Annotated in this window: 17 protein-coding genes; 9 read left to right on the forward strand and 8 right to left on the reverse strand. The window is 71.9% G+C overall.

The window, feature by feature from the left end; genetic code table 11:
* Window positions 1-584, reverse strand: a 584-nt coding sequence (locus AB0I76_RS08350; protein WP_357031724.1) for a DEAD/DEAH box helicase, incomplete at its 3' end; no start/stop codon positions are given.
* Between the two features lie 76 nt (window positions 585-660).
* Window positions 661-1,488: a SigB/SigF/SigG family RNA polymerase sigma factor gene (locus tag AB0I76_RS08355; RefSeq protein ID WP_357031676.1), complete on the reverse strand. Its 828-nt coding sequence runs from the start codon at window positions 1,486-1,488 to the stop codon at window positions 661-663.
* A gap of 363 nt (window positions 1,489-1,851) precedes the next feature.
* On the opposite strand from AB0I76_RS08355, the gene AB0I76_RS08360 reads away from it, so the two are divergent.
* Window positions 1,852-2,607, forward strand: a complete 756-nt coding sequence (locus AB0I76_RS08360) for a hypothetical protein (RefSeq protein WP_357031679.1) — start codon at window positions 1,852-1,854, stop codon at window positions 2,605-2,607.
* On the opposite strand, the gene AB0I76_RS08365 is transcribed toward AB0I76_RS08360, so the two are convergent.
* Entirely contained in the window at window positions 2,556-4,145 is a 1,590-nt protein-coding gene (locus AB0I76_RS08365) for a phospholipase D-like domain-containing protein (RefSeq protein ID WP_357031682.1), read from the reverse strand. The two genes, AB0I76_RS08360 and AB0I76_RS08365, sit on opposite strands and share 52 nt — an antisense overlap.
* Before the next feature lie 145 nt (window positions 4,146-4,290).
* Between AB0I76_RS08365 and AB0I76_RS08370 the strand changes: the two genes are divergently transcribed.
* Window positions 4,291-4,419, forward strand: a complete 129-nt coding sequence (locus AB0I76_RS08370) for a hypothetical protein (RefSeq protein WP_357031685.1) — start codon at window positions 4,291-4,293, stop codon at window positions 4,417-4,419.
* Window positions 4,420-4,485: 66 nt separating this feature from the next.
* On the opposite strand, the gene AB0I76_RS08375 is transcribed toward AB0I76_RS08370, so the two are convergent.
* The 3 genes from AB0I76_RS08375 to AB0I76_RS08385 form a co-directional block, all read right to left on the reverse strand.
* Entirely contained in the window at window positions 4,486-5,472 is a 987-nt protein-coding gene (locus AB0I76_RS08375) for a pirin family protein (protein ID WP_357031688.1), read from the reverse strand.
* 1 nt (window position 5,473) lies between these two features.
* Complete coding sequence (locus tag AB0I76_RS08380) at window positions 5,474-5,965, reverse strand: MarR family transcriptional regulator (protein WP_357031691.1); 492 nt, start codon at window positions 5,963-5,965, stop codon at window positions 5,474-5,476.
* Between the two features lie 275 nt (window positions 5,966-6,240).
* Window positions 6,241-6,828 carry a general stress protein gene (locus AB0I76_RS08385; RefSeq protein WP_357031694.1) on the reverse strand — a complete coding sequence of 196 codons (588 nt, stop codon included), beginning with the start codon at window positions 6,826-6,828 and terminating at the stop codon, window positions 6,241-6,243.
* A gap of 108 nt (window positions 6,829-6,936) precedes the next feature.
* On the opposite strand from AB0I76_RS08385, the gene AB0I76_RS08390 reads away from it, so the two are divergent.
* Window positions 6,937-8,790, forward strand: coding sequence for a glycoside hydrolase family 15 protein (locus tag AB0I76_RS08390; RefSeq protein WP_357031697.1), 1,854 nt, complete (start codon window positions 6,937-6,939; stop codon window positions 8,788-8,790).
* Window positions 8,787-9,566, forward strand: a complete 780-nt coding sequence (locus tag AB0I76_RS08395; protein WP_357031699.1) for a glucose 1-dehydrogenase — start codon at window positions 8,787-8,789, stop codon at window positions 9,564-9,566. Before AB0I76_RS08390 ends, AB0I76_RS08395 begins: the two co-directional genes overlap by 4 nt.
* A gap of 61 nt (window positions 9,567-9,627) precedes the next feature.
* Here AB0I76_RS08395 and AB0I76_RS08400 read toward each other — a convergent pair whose 3' ends face one another.
* Window positions 9,628-10,986 carry a glycoside hydrolase family 6 protein gene (locus AB0I76_RS08400; protein WP_357031702.1) on the reverse strand — a complete coding sequence of 453 codons (1,359 nt, stop codon included), beginning with the start codon at window positions 10,984-10,986 and terminating at the stop codon, window positions 9,628-9,630.
* 277 nt (window positions 10,987-11,263) lie between these two features.
* On the opposite strand from AB0I76_RS08400, the gene AB0I76_RS08405 reads away from it, so the two are divergent.
* From AB0I76_RS08405 to AB0I76_RS08420, 4 genes are all read left to right on the forward strand, one after another.
* The gene (locus tag AB0I76_RS08405) at window positions 11,264-14,179 is read left to right on the forward strand and encodes a ricin-type beta-trefoil lectin domain protein (RefSeq protein WP_357031705.1); all 2,916 of its coding nucleotides are present in this window, start codon (window positions 11,264-11,266) and stop codon (window positions 14,177-14,179) included.
* A gap of 274 nt (window positions 14,180-14,453) precedes the next feature.
* The gene (locus AB0I76_RS08410) at window positions 14,454-14,768 is read left to right on the forward strand and encodes a recombinase family protein (RefSeq protein ID WP_357031708.1); all 315 of its coding nucleotides are present in this window, start codon (window positions 14,454-14,456) and stop codon (window positions 14,766-14,768) included.
* Window positions 14,769-15,086: 318 nt separating this feature from the next.
* Entirely contained in the window at window positions 15,087-15,554 is a 468-nt protein-coding gene (locus AB0I76_RS08415) for an RNA-guided endonuclease TnpB family protein (protein WP_357031711.1), read from the forward strand.
* An 11-nt stretch (window positions 15,555-15,565) separates the two neighbouring features.
* On the forward strand, window positions 15,566-16,066 hold the full coding sequence (locus AB0I76_RS08420) for a metallophosphoesterase (protein ID WP_357031714.1): 501 nt from the start codon (window positions 15,566-15,568) through the stop codon (window positions 16,064-16,066).
* A 73-nt stretch (window positions 16,067-16,139) separates the two neighbouring features.
* On the opposite strand, the gene AB0I76_RS08425 is transcribed toward AB0I76_RS08420, so the two are convergent.
* The gene (locus AB0I76_RS08425; protein WP_357031717.1) at window positions 16,140-16,358 is read right to left on the reverse strand and encodes a DUF3072 domain-containing protein; all 219 of its coding nucleotides are present in this window, start codon (window positions 16,356-16,358) and stop codon (window positions 16,140-16,142) included.
* Between the two features lie 109 nt (window positions 16,359-16,467).
* On the opposite strand from AB0I76_RS08425, the gene AB0I76_RS08430 reads away from it, so the two are divergent.
* Entirely contained in the window at window positions 16,468-17,424 is a 957-nt protein-coding gene (locus AB0I76_RS08430) for an FAD-dependent oxidoreductase (protein WP_357031720.1), read from the forward strand.
* Window positions 17,425-17,576 lie beyond the last annotated feature (152 nt).

Here is a 17,576-nt window from a genome sequence, read left to right on the forward strand (position 1 = left end):
GCCCAGATCCGGGTCACCGGGTGCAGCGCCGAGGACGCCCGGACGACCGGCACCGGCGGACCGTCCCCGCCGAGCAGGGCGGCGAACCGGTCCGCCTCCGGGGTCGCGGACATCGCCAGCAGCCACAGGTCCGGACGCAGCGCGGACCGGGCCTCCACGGCGAAGGCGAGCGCGAGGTCGGCGTCGAGCTGGCGTTCGTGCACCTCGTCGAGCAGCACGGCGCCGGTGCCGGCCAGCTCCGGGTCGTGGTGCAGCCGCCGGACCAGCAGACCGGTGGTGACCACCTCGACGCGGGTGCGGGGACCGGCCCGCCGTTCGCCCCGGACCGCGTACCCGACCCGTTCGCCGACCCGCTCGCCCAGCAGGGCGGCCATCCGGTGGGCGGCGGCGCGGGCGGCGATCCGGCGTGGCTGCGCGACCAGCACCCGACCGGTCACCTCGTCGGCGACCGCCAGGGGAGCGAGGGTGGTCTTGCCGGTGCCCGGCGGTGCCACCAGGATCCCGGCGCCGGCCGACCGCAGTGCCGCGACCAGCGCCGGCAGCACGGGCCGCACCGGCAGGTCCAGGCGCACGTCGGAGAGCACGGCCCAGTCTCGCACCGGCTGGACGCGGACACGACGATGGCCGGGCCCGCCGACCCGGCCATCGTCCCACCACCCCTCAGTACGTGCCGTCGAGCTGCCCCCGCAGCTTGGTCAGCGCACGGGCCAGCAGCCGGGAGACGTGCATCTGCGAGACGCCGATCTGCTCGGCGATCTGCGACTGGGTCAGGTTGCCGTAGAAGCGGAGGGTGAGGATCTTCTGCTCACGCTCGTCGAGGGTCGCGAGCGCCGGGCCGAGGGCGACCCGCAGCTCGGCCAGCTCGAACTCGCCGTCCTCGCCGCCGAGCATGTCGCCCAGCTCGGTGGCCCGGTCGCCGTCGCCGGTCGGGGTGGACAGCGACACCGCGTTGTAAGCGCGGGCGCCCTCCAGGCCCTCCAGGACCTCTTCCTCGGTCAGCTTGAGGTGGGCGGCGATGTCGGCGACCGTCGGGGAGCGGCCCAGGGACTGCAGCAGCGAGCTGTTCGCGTCCGAGATGGCCAGCCGCAGCTCCTGGAGGCGGCGGGGCACCCGGATGTCCCAGGTGCGGTCCCGGAAGTGGCGCTTCAGCTCACCGATGATGGTCGGGATCGCGTACCCGGCGAAGTCGACGCCGCGCGACGGGTCGAACTTGTCGATGGCCTTGATGAGGCCGACGGCGGCGGTCTGCGCGAGGTCGTCGGTGGGTTCGCCGCGACCGCTGTAGCGGTGGGCGAGGTGGTTGGCGAGCGGCAGCCAGGCCTCGATCGCCCTGTCGCGCAGCGCGGCGCGGGACGGGTGGTTGGCCGGCAGTGCCGCCATCGCGTTCAGCAGGTCGGCAGCGCTGTCGGTGAGCGCGCGCGGGTCCAGCTTCTCGGTGGTGCCCTGCACGGCCTTGGTCGCCTGTTCGCTGATCGTTGGCGCGGTCATGGGTGGTCCTCCCTGCACCTCGTCCGCGGATAAAAAGACGTGACGCTTTGGTTTAGCTTCAGATGTCCGTTCGGGAGTCACCTTAGCCTGATCGTCTCGCCAAAATCTAGCCGAAAGTACGATGTACTTAAGTGATTTTCGGTCAGGAAGAACGTGAAAGGGGCAAAAGCCCTCTCGATTGTGACCCCGCTAACGGCTTCCCGGCCTCGACCGGACAACCGACGGGCCGCTCCGGTCGGTCGGTGACACCCGGCCGGGTGGCCCCCTGGCCTCGGATAACAGGTCTCGGGTGTCGACTTTCCGTCGTTGTCCCGTCCACGGGACCAGCCGTAACGTCGCGGGTACCACTCATTCGGAGGCCCCGTGCTCGACCCCGCCCTGCCCCAGTTGGTCGTCAACAGCCGCGCGCTCTTCTTCAGCTGGCTGCCGGCGGACCACGACGCGGTCGCGGCGCTGGTGCCGGCGGGGCTGGCCCCCCGACCGGATCGCCAGGTCTTCCTCAACCAGTACGTCGTCGACGACGAGTCGCAGACCTCCGGCTTCGGGGCGTACTCCCTGACCTACATCGGGGTGTCGCTGAGCGGGGCCGACGCCCCCGGCGGGAACAGCCCCGGCGGCTGGTGGACGACGTACGTCACCTCCAGCGAGCGGGTGCGGGCGTACGCGGCGGCCCGTGGCGCCCCCGCGGTCCTGGGGCGTACCACCATCGAGACGGAACGGGGATACCTGGTCGCCCAGACCGAGATCGGCGGCATCCCGGTGATCCGCGCCCGCTGCCAGGTCGGCGAGGCCGGCCGGGCGATCAGCAGCGGTCACCACCGCTACTTCACCGCCCGCCACGGGGAACTGCTCAGCGCCGTCTACCCGTACGTCGCGGAGCCGGTGGACCCGTTCGTGATCGAGTCGGTGGAGTTCCTCGACCCGACGCACCCGACGTACGCGCTGCGCCCCGAGAACCCGCTGACCATCCCGTACGGCTTCTACTCACCGCGGGTCTCGTTCGCCTACCCCGGCGGTCTCAGCGTGCACAAGGGCGCGGCGGTGCCGGCGCAGGTCGGCCCGGCCGCTCACCAGGTGCCGGCGCGACGGGCCCGCAGCGGCCTGCCGTCCGGGTCGTAGACCAGCCGGTACACCGGCAACGCCCACGCCCGGGTGTACCAGGGCAACCGCTCCGCCCGGTGGGGCCGAAGCCGGCCCGGTGGTCGGGGGCCGCTCTGCCCGGAGTCGTACCACCGTTGCAGCTCGTCGGCCGCCCGGACGACGGCCGCTATCGCGTCGGCCGGGTCGAGCAGGTCGTCGTCCTGGCCGCCGGCCGGGTCGCGGTCCAGGTGCTCGCGCAGCAGCCGCAGGCGCAGGTCCCGGGCGAAGACCCGGGCGCCGTCGCCCAGCCCGGCCGGGTCCACCGGAGCCCGCTCGTCACGCGTCTCGTCGAGGACCGCGCAGGACAGCTCGCTGTCGTGCGTCCAGGACCGGCGGTTGAAGTTGTCGCTCCCCACGCTCGCCCACACGTCGTCGACCACGCAGACCTTGGCGTGCACGTACACCGGCTGCCCGGCGGGGTTCTCCACGTCGAAGACGTGCACCCGGTCCGGGGCGGCCTTCTCGCACAGGGACAGCGCCTGCTCCCGGCCGACCGTGTTCGGTGGCAGCGCGAGCCGGCCGTCCACGTCCGGGAAGCGGGGGACCACCGCGATGAGGTGCAGGTCCGGGTTGTCCCGCAGGGACTGCGCGAAGAGTTCGGCCACCTCGGTCGACCAGAGGTACTGGTCCTCCAGGTAGATCAGCCGGCGGGCCCGGTGGACCGCCTTGGTGTAACCCCGGGCCACCGTCCGCTCGCCATCGGGGGCGAACGAGTACCGGGGCCGGACGGCCGGGTAGGTGCGCAGTACCTGGATGTGGTGCGGGCCGCAGGGCGGCGGGGGCGGTGGCTGGTCGGGCAGCGGGTCCGGGCGCAGGTCCGCGCCGCGCAGGCGATCCCGTAGGTACGCCATCGGGTTCTCCGAGTCCAGCGGCATCGGGTCGGTCCACCGTTCCCGGAAGCTGGTGTCCAGGGCCCCGACCGCCGGGCCGCGCACCATGAGCTGCACGTCGTGCCAGGGCGGCCGGTCACCGTACCGGGCGGACATCACCACGGCCTGGGGGTCGCCGGCGTGGTCGGCGTCGTCGCGGCGGCTGTGACACAGGTCGATCCCACCGGCGAAGGCGACGTCCCGCTCCGGCGCGCGCGGGTGGCGCAGCACCACCAGCTTCTGGTGGTGCGAGCCGCCCCGGCGGACCCGCTGGTCGAGCAGCACCTCGCCGCCGGCGGCGGAGATCGTCTCGCTCAGGTTCCGGTTCTCGTCCTCGCTGTACGCCAACGCGTCGAGGTGGGACCGCCAGACGAGCCCCTTGACCACCACGCCGCGCTGCGCGGCCTGGGCGAACAGTTGGGCGACGGTGGGCCCGTCGGGCCGCATCCGCTGGTCCGGGTCACCCCGCCAGTCGGTGAAGAAGAGGTGGTCGCCGGCGTCCAGCGCCTGCACCTCGTCCACCAGCCGGTCGAAGTACGCGGCACCGTGAATTAGCGGCTCGGCAAGGTTTCCACTGGTCCAGATGGGTAACTCCGACCGTGGGTTGGCGCGTTCGCCCGCGGAGAGGAACCACTCCTGCAGCGTCAACGGTCCAGCCCTCCTGAGGTCGACGACGTCCTCACGGTACGACCCTCGCCGAGGGCTCGTACGCCGTCGGCACCACGGTGACCTGCACGGCTGCCCCCGGCGATACCCACACGACGACGACGCGCAAACGCGAGGAGGCCACACCATGCCCGGCGAGACGACGAACTCCGTGACCGAGTACCGCGAGCAGGCGGTGGAGGGGGAGCGGGGTGCGGTGGTAGCCGTGTTGGTGATGGTGATCCTCGGCGTGGCCGGCATATTCGCCGTCTCCTAGGCGGCCCCGACACGGCGGTGGGCGCCCCGAGGAGATCGGGGCGCCCACCGTTGTCCTGCCTGACGGTCAGGGGCGGGAGCCCTGCCCGTCGGTGTGCGGCAGCCGCTCGGCGGGGATGACGCCGAGCCTGCCGGCCTGGAAGTCCTCGAACGCCTTGAGCAGCTCGTCGCGGGTGTTCATGACGAACGGGCCGTAGTGCGCCACGGGCTCCCGGATCGGCTGGCCACCCATGATGTAGAGGTCCAGCGCCGGGGTGTTGCCGTCCTGCTGGGCGTCCGCGGCGAACCGCAGGGCGTCACCGGGGCCGTGCACCGCGAGCTGGCCGGTGTGGAACGGCCGGCGTCCGGTGCCCACCGTGCCCCGACCACCCAGGACGTACACCAGGGCGTTGAAGTCCGGGTTCCAGGGCAGGTCGACCTGGGCGCCGGGCTGCACCGTCACGTGCGTGATGCTGATCGGGGTGTGGGTCGAGCCCGGACCCTGGTGCCCGGCGACCTCACCGGCGATCACCCGGATCAGCGCACCGCCGTCCGGCGTGGTCAGCAGCGCCGACTCCCGGCCGCGGATGTCCTGGTACTTCGGGGCGGTCATCTTGGCGGCCCGGGGCAGGTTGACCCAGAGTTGCGTGCCGTGGAAGAGCCCGCCGCTCATCACCAGGTGCTCCGGCGGCGCCTCGATGTGCAGCAGGCCGCTGCCGGCCGTCATCCACTGGGTGTCGCCGTCGGTGATGGTGCCGCCGCCACCGTGGGTGTCCTGGTGGTCGAAGATGCCGTCGATGATGTAGGTGACGGTCTCGAAGCCGCGGTGCGGGTGCCACGGGGTGCCCTTCGGCTCGCCCGGCGCGTAGTCCACCTCGCCCATCTGGTCCAGGTGGATGAACGGGTCCAGCTCGGTCATCGGCACCCCGGCGAAGGCCCGGCGCACCGGGAAGCCCTCACCCTCGTAGCCGCTGGGCGCGGTGGTCAGCCGGCGGACCGGCCGGAAGGCGGTGGACTCGTCGAGCCGGGGCAGGCGGGGCAGGACGAGGACGTTGTCGACGGTGATCGCGGGCATCTCAGACTCCTTGGCTGTCGCTGGTGAGGGTCGACGCGTCCCGCTCGGCGCGCAGGCGCCGGCCGAGCCGTTCGAAGATCCGGGTGAGGCAGGCGACCTCGGTGTCGTCGAGGTCGTCCATCAGGCGGTTGCGGACCGACGCGAGGTGGTGTGGCGCGGCCTCCCGCAGGGTGAGCAGCCCGGTGGCGGTCAGCACCGCCTCGCTGCCCCGGCGATCCGCCGGACAGGCCTCCTTGGCGACCAGCCCCCGCTTCTGCATGGACGAGATCTGGTACGTCAGGCGGCTCGGCGAGAACACCAGGCGGCTGGCCAGCTCGCCCATCCGCAGCCGCTGGCCCGGCGCCTCGGAGAGCAGCACCAGCACGTGGTAGTCGGCGAAGCTCAGCTCGCTCGCGACACGCAGGTCCTCCTCCAGGTGGGTGAACAGCCGCTGGCTGGCCTCTATGTAGGCCCGCCAGGCGGTCAGTCGGTCCGGCTCCAGGCTCTCGGTCACGTGCCCAAGAGTAGCACTACTTCAAAATTTAACAACAGCCCCCGAGCTGCACAGCAAGGCCCCTACCTGGACGCCCACACAACCCCTTCGAATCTGAACAGCCCGCCTCAACCCCGCCGCCTGGGTCCCTCCTCGTCAGCCAGGAGGGGACAACTTCGGGGAGGATGTCCCCTCCCTCGCGCCGCAGCCCGCACCTTCCCCGAAGTTGTCGCCCTCGGGGCGTACACGACACGGCCGCCCCGGCGTGGTGCCGGGGCGGCCGTTCGGTCGGTCGGTCAGCGGGCGCTCGGCTGGCCGGCGCCCAGGTGCAGTCGGCCCAGCAACTGCCGGGCCTGCTCGGCGAACTGGGCGTCCACCGTGACGGCGTACTGGCCGGCGCGCAGGGAACTGGCCGAGGTGAAGTCCCGCCGCCCCCCGGTCATCGCGTGCGTGACCGCCCCGAACACCGCGCCCCAGATGGCACCGATGACCAGGCCGACCAGGATCACCGCGATCCAGTTGCCGACGGTGAAGATCCCGAACAGAAGTCCGATGAAGAGACCGAACCAGGCGCCGCTGCCGGCGCCCACCAGTGCCGCGCGTGCCGTGCTCATCCGGCCGAGGACCGTCTCCACCAGGGTGAGGTTCGTGCCGACGATCGCGGTGTGCTCCACCGGGAACCGGTTGTCGGCGAGATGGTCGACCACCCGCTGCGCGGACGGATAGTCCGGGTACGACCCGATCGTCACGGTGGGTGGACCGGTCTCCGGGCCGTGCCCGTCGCCGCTCGGCGCGGCGGGGCGGCCCGCGGGACCGGACGGGAGGGTGTCGCCGCCCGGCATGCCGGGCCGCCAGGCCGAGGTCGGACTCGACGGTGTGGTCATGAGCATCCTCCTTCGTCAACCACGGATGTTCCCCCGCTCGTCGGGCGGTAACGCCGGGTCACCGGTCATTGCGGGAATGTCGCCCCTGCAGCCCGGGTAGGCACCGCCGTGGACAGCGGAAGGATCAGCGAACACGGCTTCCTGGCGGACGGACGCAGCGCCGTCCTGGTGGACCGGGCCGGGTCGGTCAACTGGTGGTGTCCGGATCGGTTCGACGGACCGTCGGTCTTCGGCCGGCTGCTCGGCGACGACGCGGGGCACTGGTCGATCCGGCCGGTGGGGACCTTCACCACCGACCGGTCCTACCTGGACGACACGCTCGTGCTGCGGACCGTCTTCACCACCGGGCAGGGAACGGTGGCGGTCACCGACGCGCTCGCGCTGGAACCCGGTGCGCGGGGCCACGACATCGGCCTGCGCTCACCGCGCGTCCTGGGGCGGGTGGTGGAGGGCCTGTCCGGAGCGGTGCCGGTGCGGCTGGACTACCAGCCGCGGTTCGAGTACGGCCGGGTCATGGCGTACCTGGTGGAGACCGACGGGGTGATCGGTGCGACCGCCGGCGCCTGCCACCTCAGCCTGCGCGGCGACGTGCCGCTGACCTGCGGCGACGGCAACGCCTCGGCGACGTTCACGGTGCGGGCCGGTGAGACGTACCAGTTCACTCTGGGGTACGCGCCGACCTACGACGCGGCGCCGCCGCACCTGCCCGACGCAGACCGGGTGGTAGCCGACGCGGTCGCCGGCTGGCGCTCCTGGGCGGACCTGCACCGGGACCACTACCGGGGGCTGTTCCGCGACGTGGTCCGGCGCAGCGCCCTCGTGGTGCAGGGGATGACCTACGGGCCCAGCGGTGGAATCGTCGCCGCGGCCACCACTTCGCTGCCGGAGGAACTCGGGGGCGACCGCAACTACGACTACCGCTTCGTCTGGGTCCGGGACTTCAGCCTCACCCTCCAGGCGCTGTGGCGTGCGGCCTGCCCGGACGAGGCGGATCGGCAGTTCGCCTGGGTGGCGCGGGCGATGGGCCGGATCGGTGACGAGCCGGTGCCCATCATGTACGGCGTCCAGGGCGAGCGGGACCTCACCGAGCACACCCTCGACCACCTACCCGGGTACGCCGACAGCCGGCCGGTCTTCGTCGGCAACGACGCCTGGAAGCAGCGGCAGACCGACGTGCTGGGCGAGGTCCTCGACGCGGCCTGGCTCATGCGGCACTACCTCGACCCGATGATGCCCGACGTGCGGCACCTGCTGCGCTCGCTGGCCGACCAGGCGACCGTCACCTGGCGGAAGCCGGACGCCGGCATGTGGGAGGCCCGGGACGCCGAACGCCACTACGTCTCGTCGAAGGTGCAGTGCTGGACGGCGCTGGACCGGGCGGTGCGCTTCGGTCCCCGGTTGGGCGAGCCGTCCGACGTGGCCCGCTGGGCGGCGGCCCGCGACGAGGTCCGTGCGGCGGTGCTCACCCGGGGCTGGAACGACCGGATCGGCGCGTACACCGGGGCGTTCGGCTCCGACCACCTCGATGCCTCGGTCCTGATCATGCCGCTGGTGGGTTTCCTGCCTGCCGACGACGAGCGGATGCGCTCGACGATGGACGTGGTGGAACGCCGGCTGTCCCGGGGCGGCCTGCTGCGCCGCTGGGACGACGATCCGGCGGGATTCGTCATCTGCTCGTTCTGGCTGGTCGGCTGCCTGGCCCTGGCCGGCGAGGTGGACCGGGCCGGCGATCTGTTCGCGCAGCTCGCCGGCCGGGTCAACGACCTGGGCCTGTACGCCGAACAGATCGACCAGGTCACCGGGGAGCACCTGGGGAACTTCCCGCAGGCGTTCTCCCACATCGGGCTGATCAACGCCGCTGGCCACCTCACCGAGGCCATGGAGCGGCGCCGCGAGGCCGCGGGCCGACCGCGGCAACCCGTGCCGGCCGGTACGGGACGGACGGAAGGAGCACGCTCATGACCGGACGCCTCACCGGGAAGACCGCCCTGATCACCGGCTCCGACTCGGGTATCGGACAGGCCACGGCCATCGAGTTCGGCCGGGAGGGCGCCGACGTGGTGGTGCACTACCTGCACGACCACGCCGGGGCGAACCACACGAAGGCCGAGATCGAGAAGACCGGCCAGCGGGCCGTCGTGGTGCAGGGCGACATCAGCGTCGAGCACCAGGTCGAGGCGATGTTCGACGAGGCGCTGGCCGAGTTCGGCCGGCTGGACATCCTCATGAACGACGCCGGCGTGGACGCCTCCGGTATCCCGGTGGCCGATCTGGACACCGAGACCTGGGACCGGTGCATCCGCACCAACCTGTACGGGATGTTCTTCTGCTGCCGGCGGTTCGTGCGGCACCGCCGCGACGAGGGCGGCCAGGGGAAGATCATCAACATCACCTCCATCCACCAGGAGGTGGCCCGGGCCGGTGGCGCGGACTACGACTCCAGCAAGGGCGGCATGCTGGAGCTGGCCAAGAGCCTCGCGCTGGAGGTCGCCCCGATGCGCATGAACGTCAACAACATCGGGCCGGGGATGGTGCTGACCCCGTTCAACCAGGAGGCGATCGACAACCCGAAGTACCTGGAGGAGCAGGTGCAGAGCATCCCGTGGAAGCGTGCCGCGGAGCCCGGCGAGATCGCCAAGCTGGCGGTCTTCCTGGCCAGCGACGACGCCGACTACGTGACCGGCTCGACGTACTTCATGGACGGTGGCCTGATGCAGAACCAGGGGCAGGGCGCCTGACCGCGGCGCACCGTGCCGGGCCCGTCGTCGTCCGACGACGGGCCCGGCGGTGCCTTGTCGGTCAGGAGCAGGCGGTGCCGTTGAGCGTCCAGCCGCCGAACGCGGGGAGGGTGCTCCCGGTGAAGGTGCCCTGGAAGCCGACGCTGGCGGTGCCGCCGCTGGCCAGGTTGCCGTTCCAGGTGGCGTTGCGGACGGTGATCCGATCACCGGACTGGCTCCAGTCGCCGTTCCACCCGTTGGTCAGCCGGACGCCGGCCCCGGGGGCGAAGCTCAGTGTCCAGCCGTTGAGCGCGGCACCGTTGTTGGTCACCCGCAGCTCGGCGGTGAAGCCGCCGGTCCAGACGTTCGGGGTGTACGTGACCGTGCAGCGGCCCGCCGGCGGGGGAGTGGTGGGCGGTGCCGTGGTCGGCGGTGCCGTGGTGGGCGGTGCCGTCGTCGGCGCGCTCGTCGTCGGCACCGGCCCGGCCGCGATCGCCAGGTCGTACGCCCGCTGCGGGACGAACTGGCCGGCCGGCGCGATGCAGCCGTCGGACTCTCCGGGCAGCTTCACCCAGAGGAACGCGTCGATCGCGGCGTCGCCGGTGGCGGTGGTGCTGGGCGTGCCGATGGCCCGGCCGGTCGGGTCGCACCACTCGGAGCCGGCCGGTCCGTTGCCGTTGCGGCTGGTGTCGATGACCGCCTTCAGCCGGGAGACGCCGGTCGCGGCGATGATCGCCTTGGCGTACGTGACCTCGTCGGCGGTGCGCCGGTAGTTGGAGACGTTCAGGGAGATGCCGTCCGCGCTGTTGGCGATGTCCGCGCCGAGCAGCCGGGAGGCCGCCTCGCTCGGCGACAGCCACGCCGAGTGCCCGGCGTCGAAGTAGACCCGGGCCTGCGACGAGCCCGCCTTGAGCTTCTTGCCCGCGTACGCCATGGAGGCCTTCGTCTCGGCCTGCTGGGCGGCGTTCTGGCAGCTGGTCATCAGCGGCAGCACGTCCGGCTCCAGCACGATGGTCGCCGGGCGCCCGTTGAGGCCGGCCGCCACCTGGTCGACCCACTGCCGGTAGGTGGCGTGGTCCGGTGCCCCGCCGGTGCTCGCGCCGCTGCAGTCCCGGTTGGGGATGTTGTAGACGACCAGGATCGGCACCTTCCCGGCCGCGGCGGCCGCTCCGACCAGGGCGTCCACCTCGGCGCGTACGGTCGAGGTGTTGGTGCGGGTGAACCACCGACCCTGGGGCACGGTGGCGATCCGGTCCCGGATCACGGCGGCGCGGGGGTCGCCGGGGTTGGCGGCGACCCAGCCGGCCGCGGCGGTGGCCGGGTCGACGTAGAAGGCCGACTCGGCGGCGACGGCCGCCGGCGCGTGGATCAGGGCCAGGGCGGTGGCGGCGGTCAACGCCGACGTGGCGGCGGCCGCGGCGAGTACCGGTCTGCGTCTCATGTCAGTCACTCCCGATCATCGAGGGACGCCGCTGGAAGCGCTCCCAATACCGTCGCCAAACTACGTGGCGGTTGCCGGCTTGTGAAGACCTCGCCCGCCGGTGCCGACAAATCGCCTGATGAGGCCACGGAGCTTTCGTCAACGCGTGGATTACTTTCTATTCACCGGACTGAAGTTCTGTTCTGGTCGAGTGAAAGGCGTTAATGTCTGGGCACACCACCCGGTGCTCCTCCAGTCGGCGGGAGCGGCACCGAGATCCCCACCCCCTGGAGGTCTCGTGTCCCCTGTCCCGCGCCGACTGCTGATCGTCGCCACCGTCCTGCTCACCGCCCTCGCCCCGGTGAGCGCGCCGCCGGCAGCCGCTCACCCCGGTCACGCCGGCGGCCACCCCGCACCCGCCGAGGCGCCCGCGCGCACCTCCTCGGAGGCCGCCGTCGCGGCGCTCGCGCCCCCGGCCACCAGCGGCTTCGAGAAGGTCGCCCTCGACGGCGGCCTGTCCATGGGCGAGCCGATCGAACTGGCCGTCGCGCCCGACGGCAAGGTCTTCTACATCAACCGGGGCACCAGCGCCGGGGGCGGCCAGGTCCGTCTCTGGAACCCGGCGACGAAGACCACCACCGTGGCGCTCACCCTCGCCCTCGACGCACGGTACGAGGACGGGCTGATCGGCATCACGCTGCACCCGGGCTTCGCCAGCAACCGCTGGGTGTACCTGTTCTACTCGCCCAAGGTCACGCCGCTGGTCAACCGGATCTCCCGGTTCACGTTCAACCCGTCGGCGCTGACCCTCGACCCGGCCAGCGAGGACGTGCTCATCGAGTGGCCCACCGAGCGCGACCTGTGCTGCCACTCCGCCGGCTCGATGAGCTGGGACTCCGCCGGCAACCTCTACTTCGCCGTCGGCGACAACACCAACTCCGGCGGGGACTCCGCCGGCATGGCGCCGATCGACGAGCGGACCACCCGCAACCCGCAGTACGACGCCCAGCGCACCTCGGGCAGCACCAACGACCTGCGCGGGAAGATCAACCGGATCCGCCCGCAGAACGACGGCAGCTACACCATCCCGGCGGGCAACCTCTTCCCGGTCGGCACCGCGAAGACCCGCCCGGAGATCTACGTGATGGGGGTCCGCAACCCGTACCGGATCTGGGTCGACCGCACCGCCGGCGACACCCTCTACTGGGGTGAGGTCGGCCCGGACGCGGGCGCCGACGTCGCCAACCGGGGGCCGGCCGCGTACGACGAGTTCAACCGGGCCACCGGCCCCGGCAACTACGGCTGGCCCTACTGCGGCGGGCCGAACGTCGCGTACAACGACTGGGACTTCGCGACGAACTCGCCGCGCGGCTGGTTCCCCTGCGGCGGGTCGACCGGCCCGGTCAACGACTCACCGCGCAACACCGGCCTCAACCAGCTTCCGCCGACGAAGCCCGCGCTGGTGTGGGAGCAGCACGGCGGCAGCGACGACTGGCCGGCCCTGGACAACCCGGGCGGCTGCGGCTCGCCCAACCACGTGGAGGTCTACCACTACGACCCGAACCTGGTCTCGGACGTGAAGTGGCCCGCGTACTACGACAACAAGTGGCTGATCTCCGAGTACTGCCGCAACTGGATCAAGGAGGTCCAGTTCGACAACGGCAACCCGGCCACCGGCACCCCCACCGTCATCGAACCGGTCCTCGCCGGCATGAAGCTCGTGCACCCGATCGACTGGCAGTTCGGCCCGGACGGCTCGCTCTACCTGCTGGAGTACGGCAGCGGCTACTTCTCCGGCGCCGCCGACGCGGGCCTGTACAAAATCAACTACGTCCAGGGCGGCCGGTCGCCGGTGGCCAAGGCCGCGGTCAACAAGGACAACGGCCTGGCGCCGCTCGCCGTGACCTTCTCCAGCGCCGGCAGCTCCGACCCCGACGGCGACCCCCTGTCGTACGCCTGGGACTTCACCGACAACGGCAGCGTCGACTCGACGGCCGCCAACCCGTCGTTCACGTACAGCGCCAACGGCAGCTACCGGGCCCGGCTGACGGTCAGCGACGGCACGGGCCGCACCGGTACCGCGACCGTCACCGTCGTGGTCGGCAACAACCGACCCACCGTCTCCCTGAACGGGCTGCCCGCCGGCGGGCTCTTCGACTGGGGGCAGGACGTCACCCTGACCGCCTCCGCCAGCGACCCGCAGGACGGAACCCCGGCCTGCTCCTCGGTCATCGTCCGGGCCGCCCTCGGTCACCAGGAACACGCCCACGAGGAGGGGGAGGGCACCGGCTGCGGCGCCACCTTCAACACCGGCCCGGTGCACGCCGGCCCGGACTCGGTGCTCTTCTTCGTGCTGCGCGGCAGCTACACCGACAAGGGCGCGGCCGGCTCGGCGCCGCTGACCGGTGAGAAGGAGATCAGCCTCTACCCCAAGCACTGGCAGGCCGAGCACTACGTGGCCCTGAACGGTCCGAAGGTGATCGACCAGTCGGCCGCGCAGGGCGGCAAGCGGCTCGGTGACATCCAGAACGGGGAGAACGTCCGCCACCACGCGGTCAGCCTCAAGGGCATCACCGGGGTCAAGGCCCGGGTGTCCTCCGGCGGGCCCGGCGGCACGGTCTCGTTCCGGTACGACTCGCCGACCGGCCCGGAGGTCGCCCGGCTGACCGTGCCCAACACTGGCGGGTGGGACTCGTACACCGAGCTCAGCGCCACGGTGACGAAGCCCGACGACGGCACCCACGACCTGTACCTGGTCTTCACCGGCGGCAGCGGCGCGCTCCTCGACGTGGACAGCTACACGTTCACCGGGCCCGGCGTCGGCACCGGCGGGGCCCGCACCGGGGAGATCAAGGGCCTCGGCAAGTGCGTCGACATCGCCTCCAGCCAGACCACCAACGGCACGAAGGTGCAGATCTGGACGTGCAACGGGACCGCGGCGCAACGCTGGACGCTCCCCGGCGACGGCACGGTCCGGGGCCTGGGCAAGTGCCTGGACGTCAAGAGCAGCGGCACCGTCAACGGCACACTGGTCCAGCTGTACGACTGCAACGGCACCGGGGCCCAGCAGTGGACCGCCCAGCCCGACGGCAGCCTGCGCAACCCGCAGTCCGGTCGCTGCCTGGACATCCCCGGCTCGGTCACCACCGACGGCCGCCAGTTGCAGATCTACGACTGCAACGGCACCGCTGCCCAACGCTGGACGCTCCCCTGAGGTGAAAGGAAGGGCCCCTTCTTAACGCCTCGTGTAGAGGAAGGGGCCCTTCTTAACACCGGGCCGTCGTCGGTGCGCGCCCTCCCGGCGGTCGCTGTGGCTGTCGTCGACAATGGGGGGGGCAGTTAGCGGCTAGCGTGTTGGTCTGCTTTATCGCTCACTAGCTTGCCGGAGTTGCGGTGTGAACTTGAAGGAGTTGGCAGCGGCAGCCGGCGTGTCGTACGCGACCGCCCGGGCGCTGCCGGTTCCCACGTACCGGCTCGGACGGCTCATCATGGTCGGCGAGCCGTTGACCGCCGCGTCGCAGGCAGGGCAGGTCGTCGTGTGCGCGCGCGTATCATCGGCCGATCAGATGTCCGATCTTGAGCGGCAGGTCGCCCGGGTCGCCATGTGGGCCACGAGCCGGCAGCTTTCCGTGTCGCGCGTGGTGACCGAGGTCGGCTCGGCGCTCGACGGGCACGGCAAGAAGTTCCTCGCCCTGCTGCGCGGCCCTGCCGTGTCGACGATCGTGGTCGAGCGTCGCGACAGGTTCGCCTGCTTCGGTGCCGGATATCTTGGAGCTGTCACCGAGGCGGACGATCCAGCGTGAAGACGATCCAGGCGTACCGGTTCGCGCTCGACCTCACCCGGTCGCAGGAACGCGCGGTGCTCGCGCACGCCGGCGCGGCGCGGGTCGCGCACAACTGGGCCCTGGCACGGGTGAAGGCGGTCATGGACCAGCGTGCGGCGGAACGCTCCTACGGCTTCCCGGACGAGTTGTTGACCCCGGCGGTGTCGTGGTCACTGCCCGCGTTGCGCAAGTCATGGAACGCCGCGAAGGCCGAGGTGGCGCCGTGGTGGGCCGCATGCTCGCCGCGACGGGCTGCACAAGCTCACCACCGGACTGACCCGCGAGCACGACACGATCGTGGTCGAAGACCTCAACGTCACCGGCATGCTGGCCAACCGGCGTCTGGCCCGGCACATCGCCGACGCCGGGTTCGCCGAACTACGCCGCCAACTCGCCTACAAAACCCAGTGGAACGGTGGCCGGCTGCTCGTGGCCGACCGCTGGTATCCATCCTCAAAAACCTGTTCGGAATGCGGCGCGGTGAAAGCCAAACTCGCCCTGTCCGAACGTAAATACGACTGCCAGGCATGCGGCCTGGTCCTGGACCGGGACCTCAACGCCGCCCGTAACCTGGCCGCCCTCGCAGCCAACGCAGCAACCGCCGGGAGTGGCCCGGTGGCAGGACGCGGAGCCAACCGTAAGACCCCGCTCACGGGGCCGGTGGCCGTGAAACGTCAACCCGGCACCGCCCACGCGGATCAGACCGGGACCGTCCCACCGCAAGGCGGGACTACCTTCAACCCCGCGCTCACTACAGCGCATTGAGAGGTAACGGGATGCGTCTGGTCATCACGGCGGACACCCACGTGCCGAAGCGGGCCCGGGACCTGCCCGCGCCACTCTGGGCGGCGGTCGACACCGCCGACGTGGTCGTCCACGCGGGGGACTGGGTGGACGAGTCGCTGCTGGACGCGCTGGGGGCGCGCGCCCGCCGGCTGGTCGGGGTGTACGGCAACAACGACGGGCCGGCGCTGCGCGCCCGGCTGCCGGAGATCGCCCGGGTGGAGCTGGACGGGCTGCGGATGGCGGTCGTCCACGAGACCGGGCAGAAGACCCGGCGGGAGGAACGCTGCGCCGCCCGGTTTCCCGACGTCGACGTGCTGGTGTTCGGCCACTCGCACATCCCCTGGGACACGGTCGCCCCGGGCGGCCTGCGCCTGCTCAACCCCGGCTCGCCGACGGACCGGCGGTCGCAGCCGTACGCCACGTACCTCACCGCCAGGGTGGTCGACGGCCGGCTCGACGACGTGGAGCTGCACCGGCTCCCGCCGCGCTGAGCCCGTCGGCGCCTGCCGTCGTACCGTCGGGTCCGTCGCGCCGCCCGACCCGGCGCGGCGCGGCGGCCCGCCGTCACTGGCCGCGGCCGGTCTCCTCCTGGAGCTCGTCGATCCGCTTGGAGGCCTCCGCCTTGGTCATGTCCTCCGGCAGGTCCTCGCCCGCCTCCCGGGCGAGCGTCGCCAGGTACGACTCCTGGGCCGCGGTGGGCGGCTCGTCGCCGGTGACCCACTCGTCCGGGTCCTTGATCGCGCCCTGCGGATTGGCGCGGCTGCTGTCGCGGTCCGTCATCATCTCCACCTTCCTTCGAACAGACGTGCCAATACCCCCGGTGGCCGCGATCCATGCCGGCGCGGGCCGATCTCCCGCCACCCGGGGGACGGCGGACGCATACGATCATCGGGTGGCTACGGAGCGGGCGGGTGTCGTGGTGGTCGGCGCGGGGATCGCCGGTGTGGCGTGCGCCGTCGAGCTGGTCCGTGCCGGGATACCCGTGCAGGTGCGGGAGCGGGGGCGGGTGCCGGGCGGGCGGATGGCCAGCAAACGCTTCGACGGCCGGCCCGCCGACACCGGGGCCGCCTATTTCACGGTCAGCGACCCGGACTTCGCCGAGGTGGTCGAGCGCTGGCGGGCGGCCGGACTGGCCCGGGAGTGGACCGACACCTTCGTCGCGTACGGGCCGGACGGTCGGCGGGAGGTCCCCGGCCCGACCCGCTGGTCCGCGCCGCGCGGGCTGCGCTCGCTGGTCGAGGACCTGGCCCGGGACCTGCCGGTGACGGTGGACCGGCTGGTGCACACCGTCGAGCCGGGGCCGCTGGTGGACGGGCAGCCCTGCGAGGCCGTGGTGCTTGCCATGCCCGGTCCGCAGGCGGCGCTGCTGCTCGACCCGGCGTTGACCCGGGCCACCCGGGCCGTGCAGGCGCAGGGCTGGTCGCCGTCGCTGGCCGCCGTGCTGCGTTTCCCGGCCCGCGGCTGGTCCGACTTCCGGGGCGCCTTCGTCAACGACCACCCGATCCTGAACCTCGTCTGCGACGACGGCGACCGGCGTGGGGACGCGGCCCCGGTCCTGGTGGCACACACGACGCCGGAGTTCGCCGCCGGCCACCTGGCCCGGCCCACCGGCGCCGCTCCGGCGATCGAACAGGCCGTGCGGGACCTGCTCGCACTACCCGAACCGGCGGCCGACGTGCACGTGCACCGCTGGAGGTACGCGAAGCCGACGGCGGGCCCCGCGGGGACGTACCACCTGGACGCGGACGGCGTGGGGCTGGCCGGGGACGCCTTCGGCAAGCCCCGCGTGCAGAGCGCCTGGCGCTCCGGCCACGACCTGGCCCGAGCCCTCACAACCCACCTGTCCTGACCCCCCGCCCCGCGCTCCCCTCACCGCGTTGATCAAGGGGTTTGCGCCAGGATCCATGATGAGGTACTTGGAGCCGTGCTTCACGGCGATTGGAAGCTCAGCGGGGTTCGATTGTCCAGTCTGGGCCATATCTCGGGCCAGGCTGATAAGTG

Source organism: Micromonospora sp. NPDC049799 (genome assembly GCF_040656655.1).
GTDB lineage: Bacteria > Actinomycetota > Actinomycetes > Mycobacteriales > Micromonosporaceae > Micromonospora.

Bases quoted from the DNA above. Each gene is read 5' to 3' on its own strand.
- AB0I76_RS08355 (WP_357031676.1), bottom strand. From the start codon at position 1,488: ATGACCGCGCCAACGATCAGCGAACAGGCGACCAAGGCCGTGCAGGGC.
- AB0I76_RS08370 (WP_357031685.1), top strand. From the start codon at position 4,291: ATGCCCGGCGAGACGACGAACTCCGTGACCGAGTACCGCGAGCAGGCG.
- AB0I76_RS08375 (WP_357031688.1), bottom strand. From the start codon at position 5,472: ATGCCCGCGATCACCGTCGACAACGTCCTCGTCCTGCCCCGCCTGCCC.
- AB0I76_RS08385 (WP_357031694.1), bottom strand. From the start codon at position 6,828: ATGACCACACCGTCGAGTCCGACCTCGGCCTGGCGGCCCGGCATGCCG.
- AB0I76_RS08395 (WP_357031699.1), top strand. From the start codon at position 8,787: ATGACCGGACGCCTCACCGGGAAGACCGCCCTGATCACCGGCTCCGAC.
- AB0I76_RS08400 (WP_357031702.1), bottom strand. From the start codon at position 10,986: ATGAGACGCAGACCGGTACTCGCCGCGGCCGCCGCCACGTCGGCGTTG.
- AB0I76_RS08410 (WP_357031708.1), top strand. From the start codon at position 14,454: ATGGTCGGCGAGCCGTTGACCGCCGCGTCGCAGGCAGGGCAGGTCGTC.
- AB0I76_RS08420 (WP_357031714.1), top strand. From the start codon at position 15,566: ATGCGTCTGGTCATCACGGCGGACACCCACGTGCCGAAGCGGGCCCGG.
- AB0I76_RS08425 (WP_357031717.1), bottom strand. From the start codon at position 16,358: ATGATGACGGACCGCGACAGCAGCCGCGCCAATCCGCAGGGCGCGATC.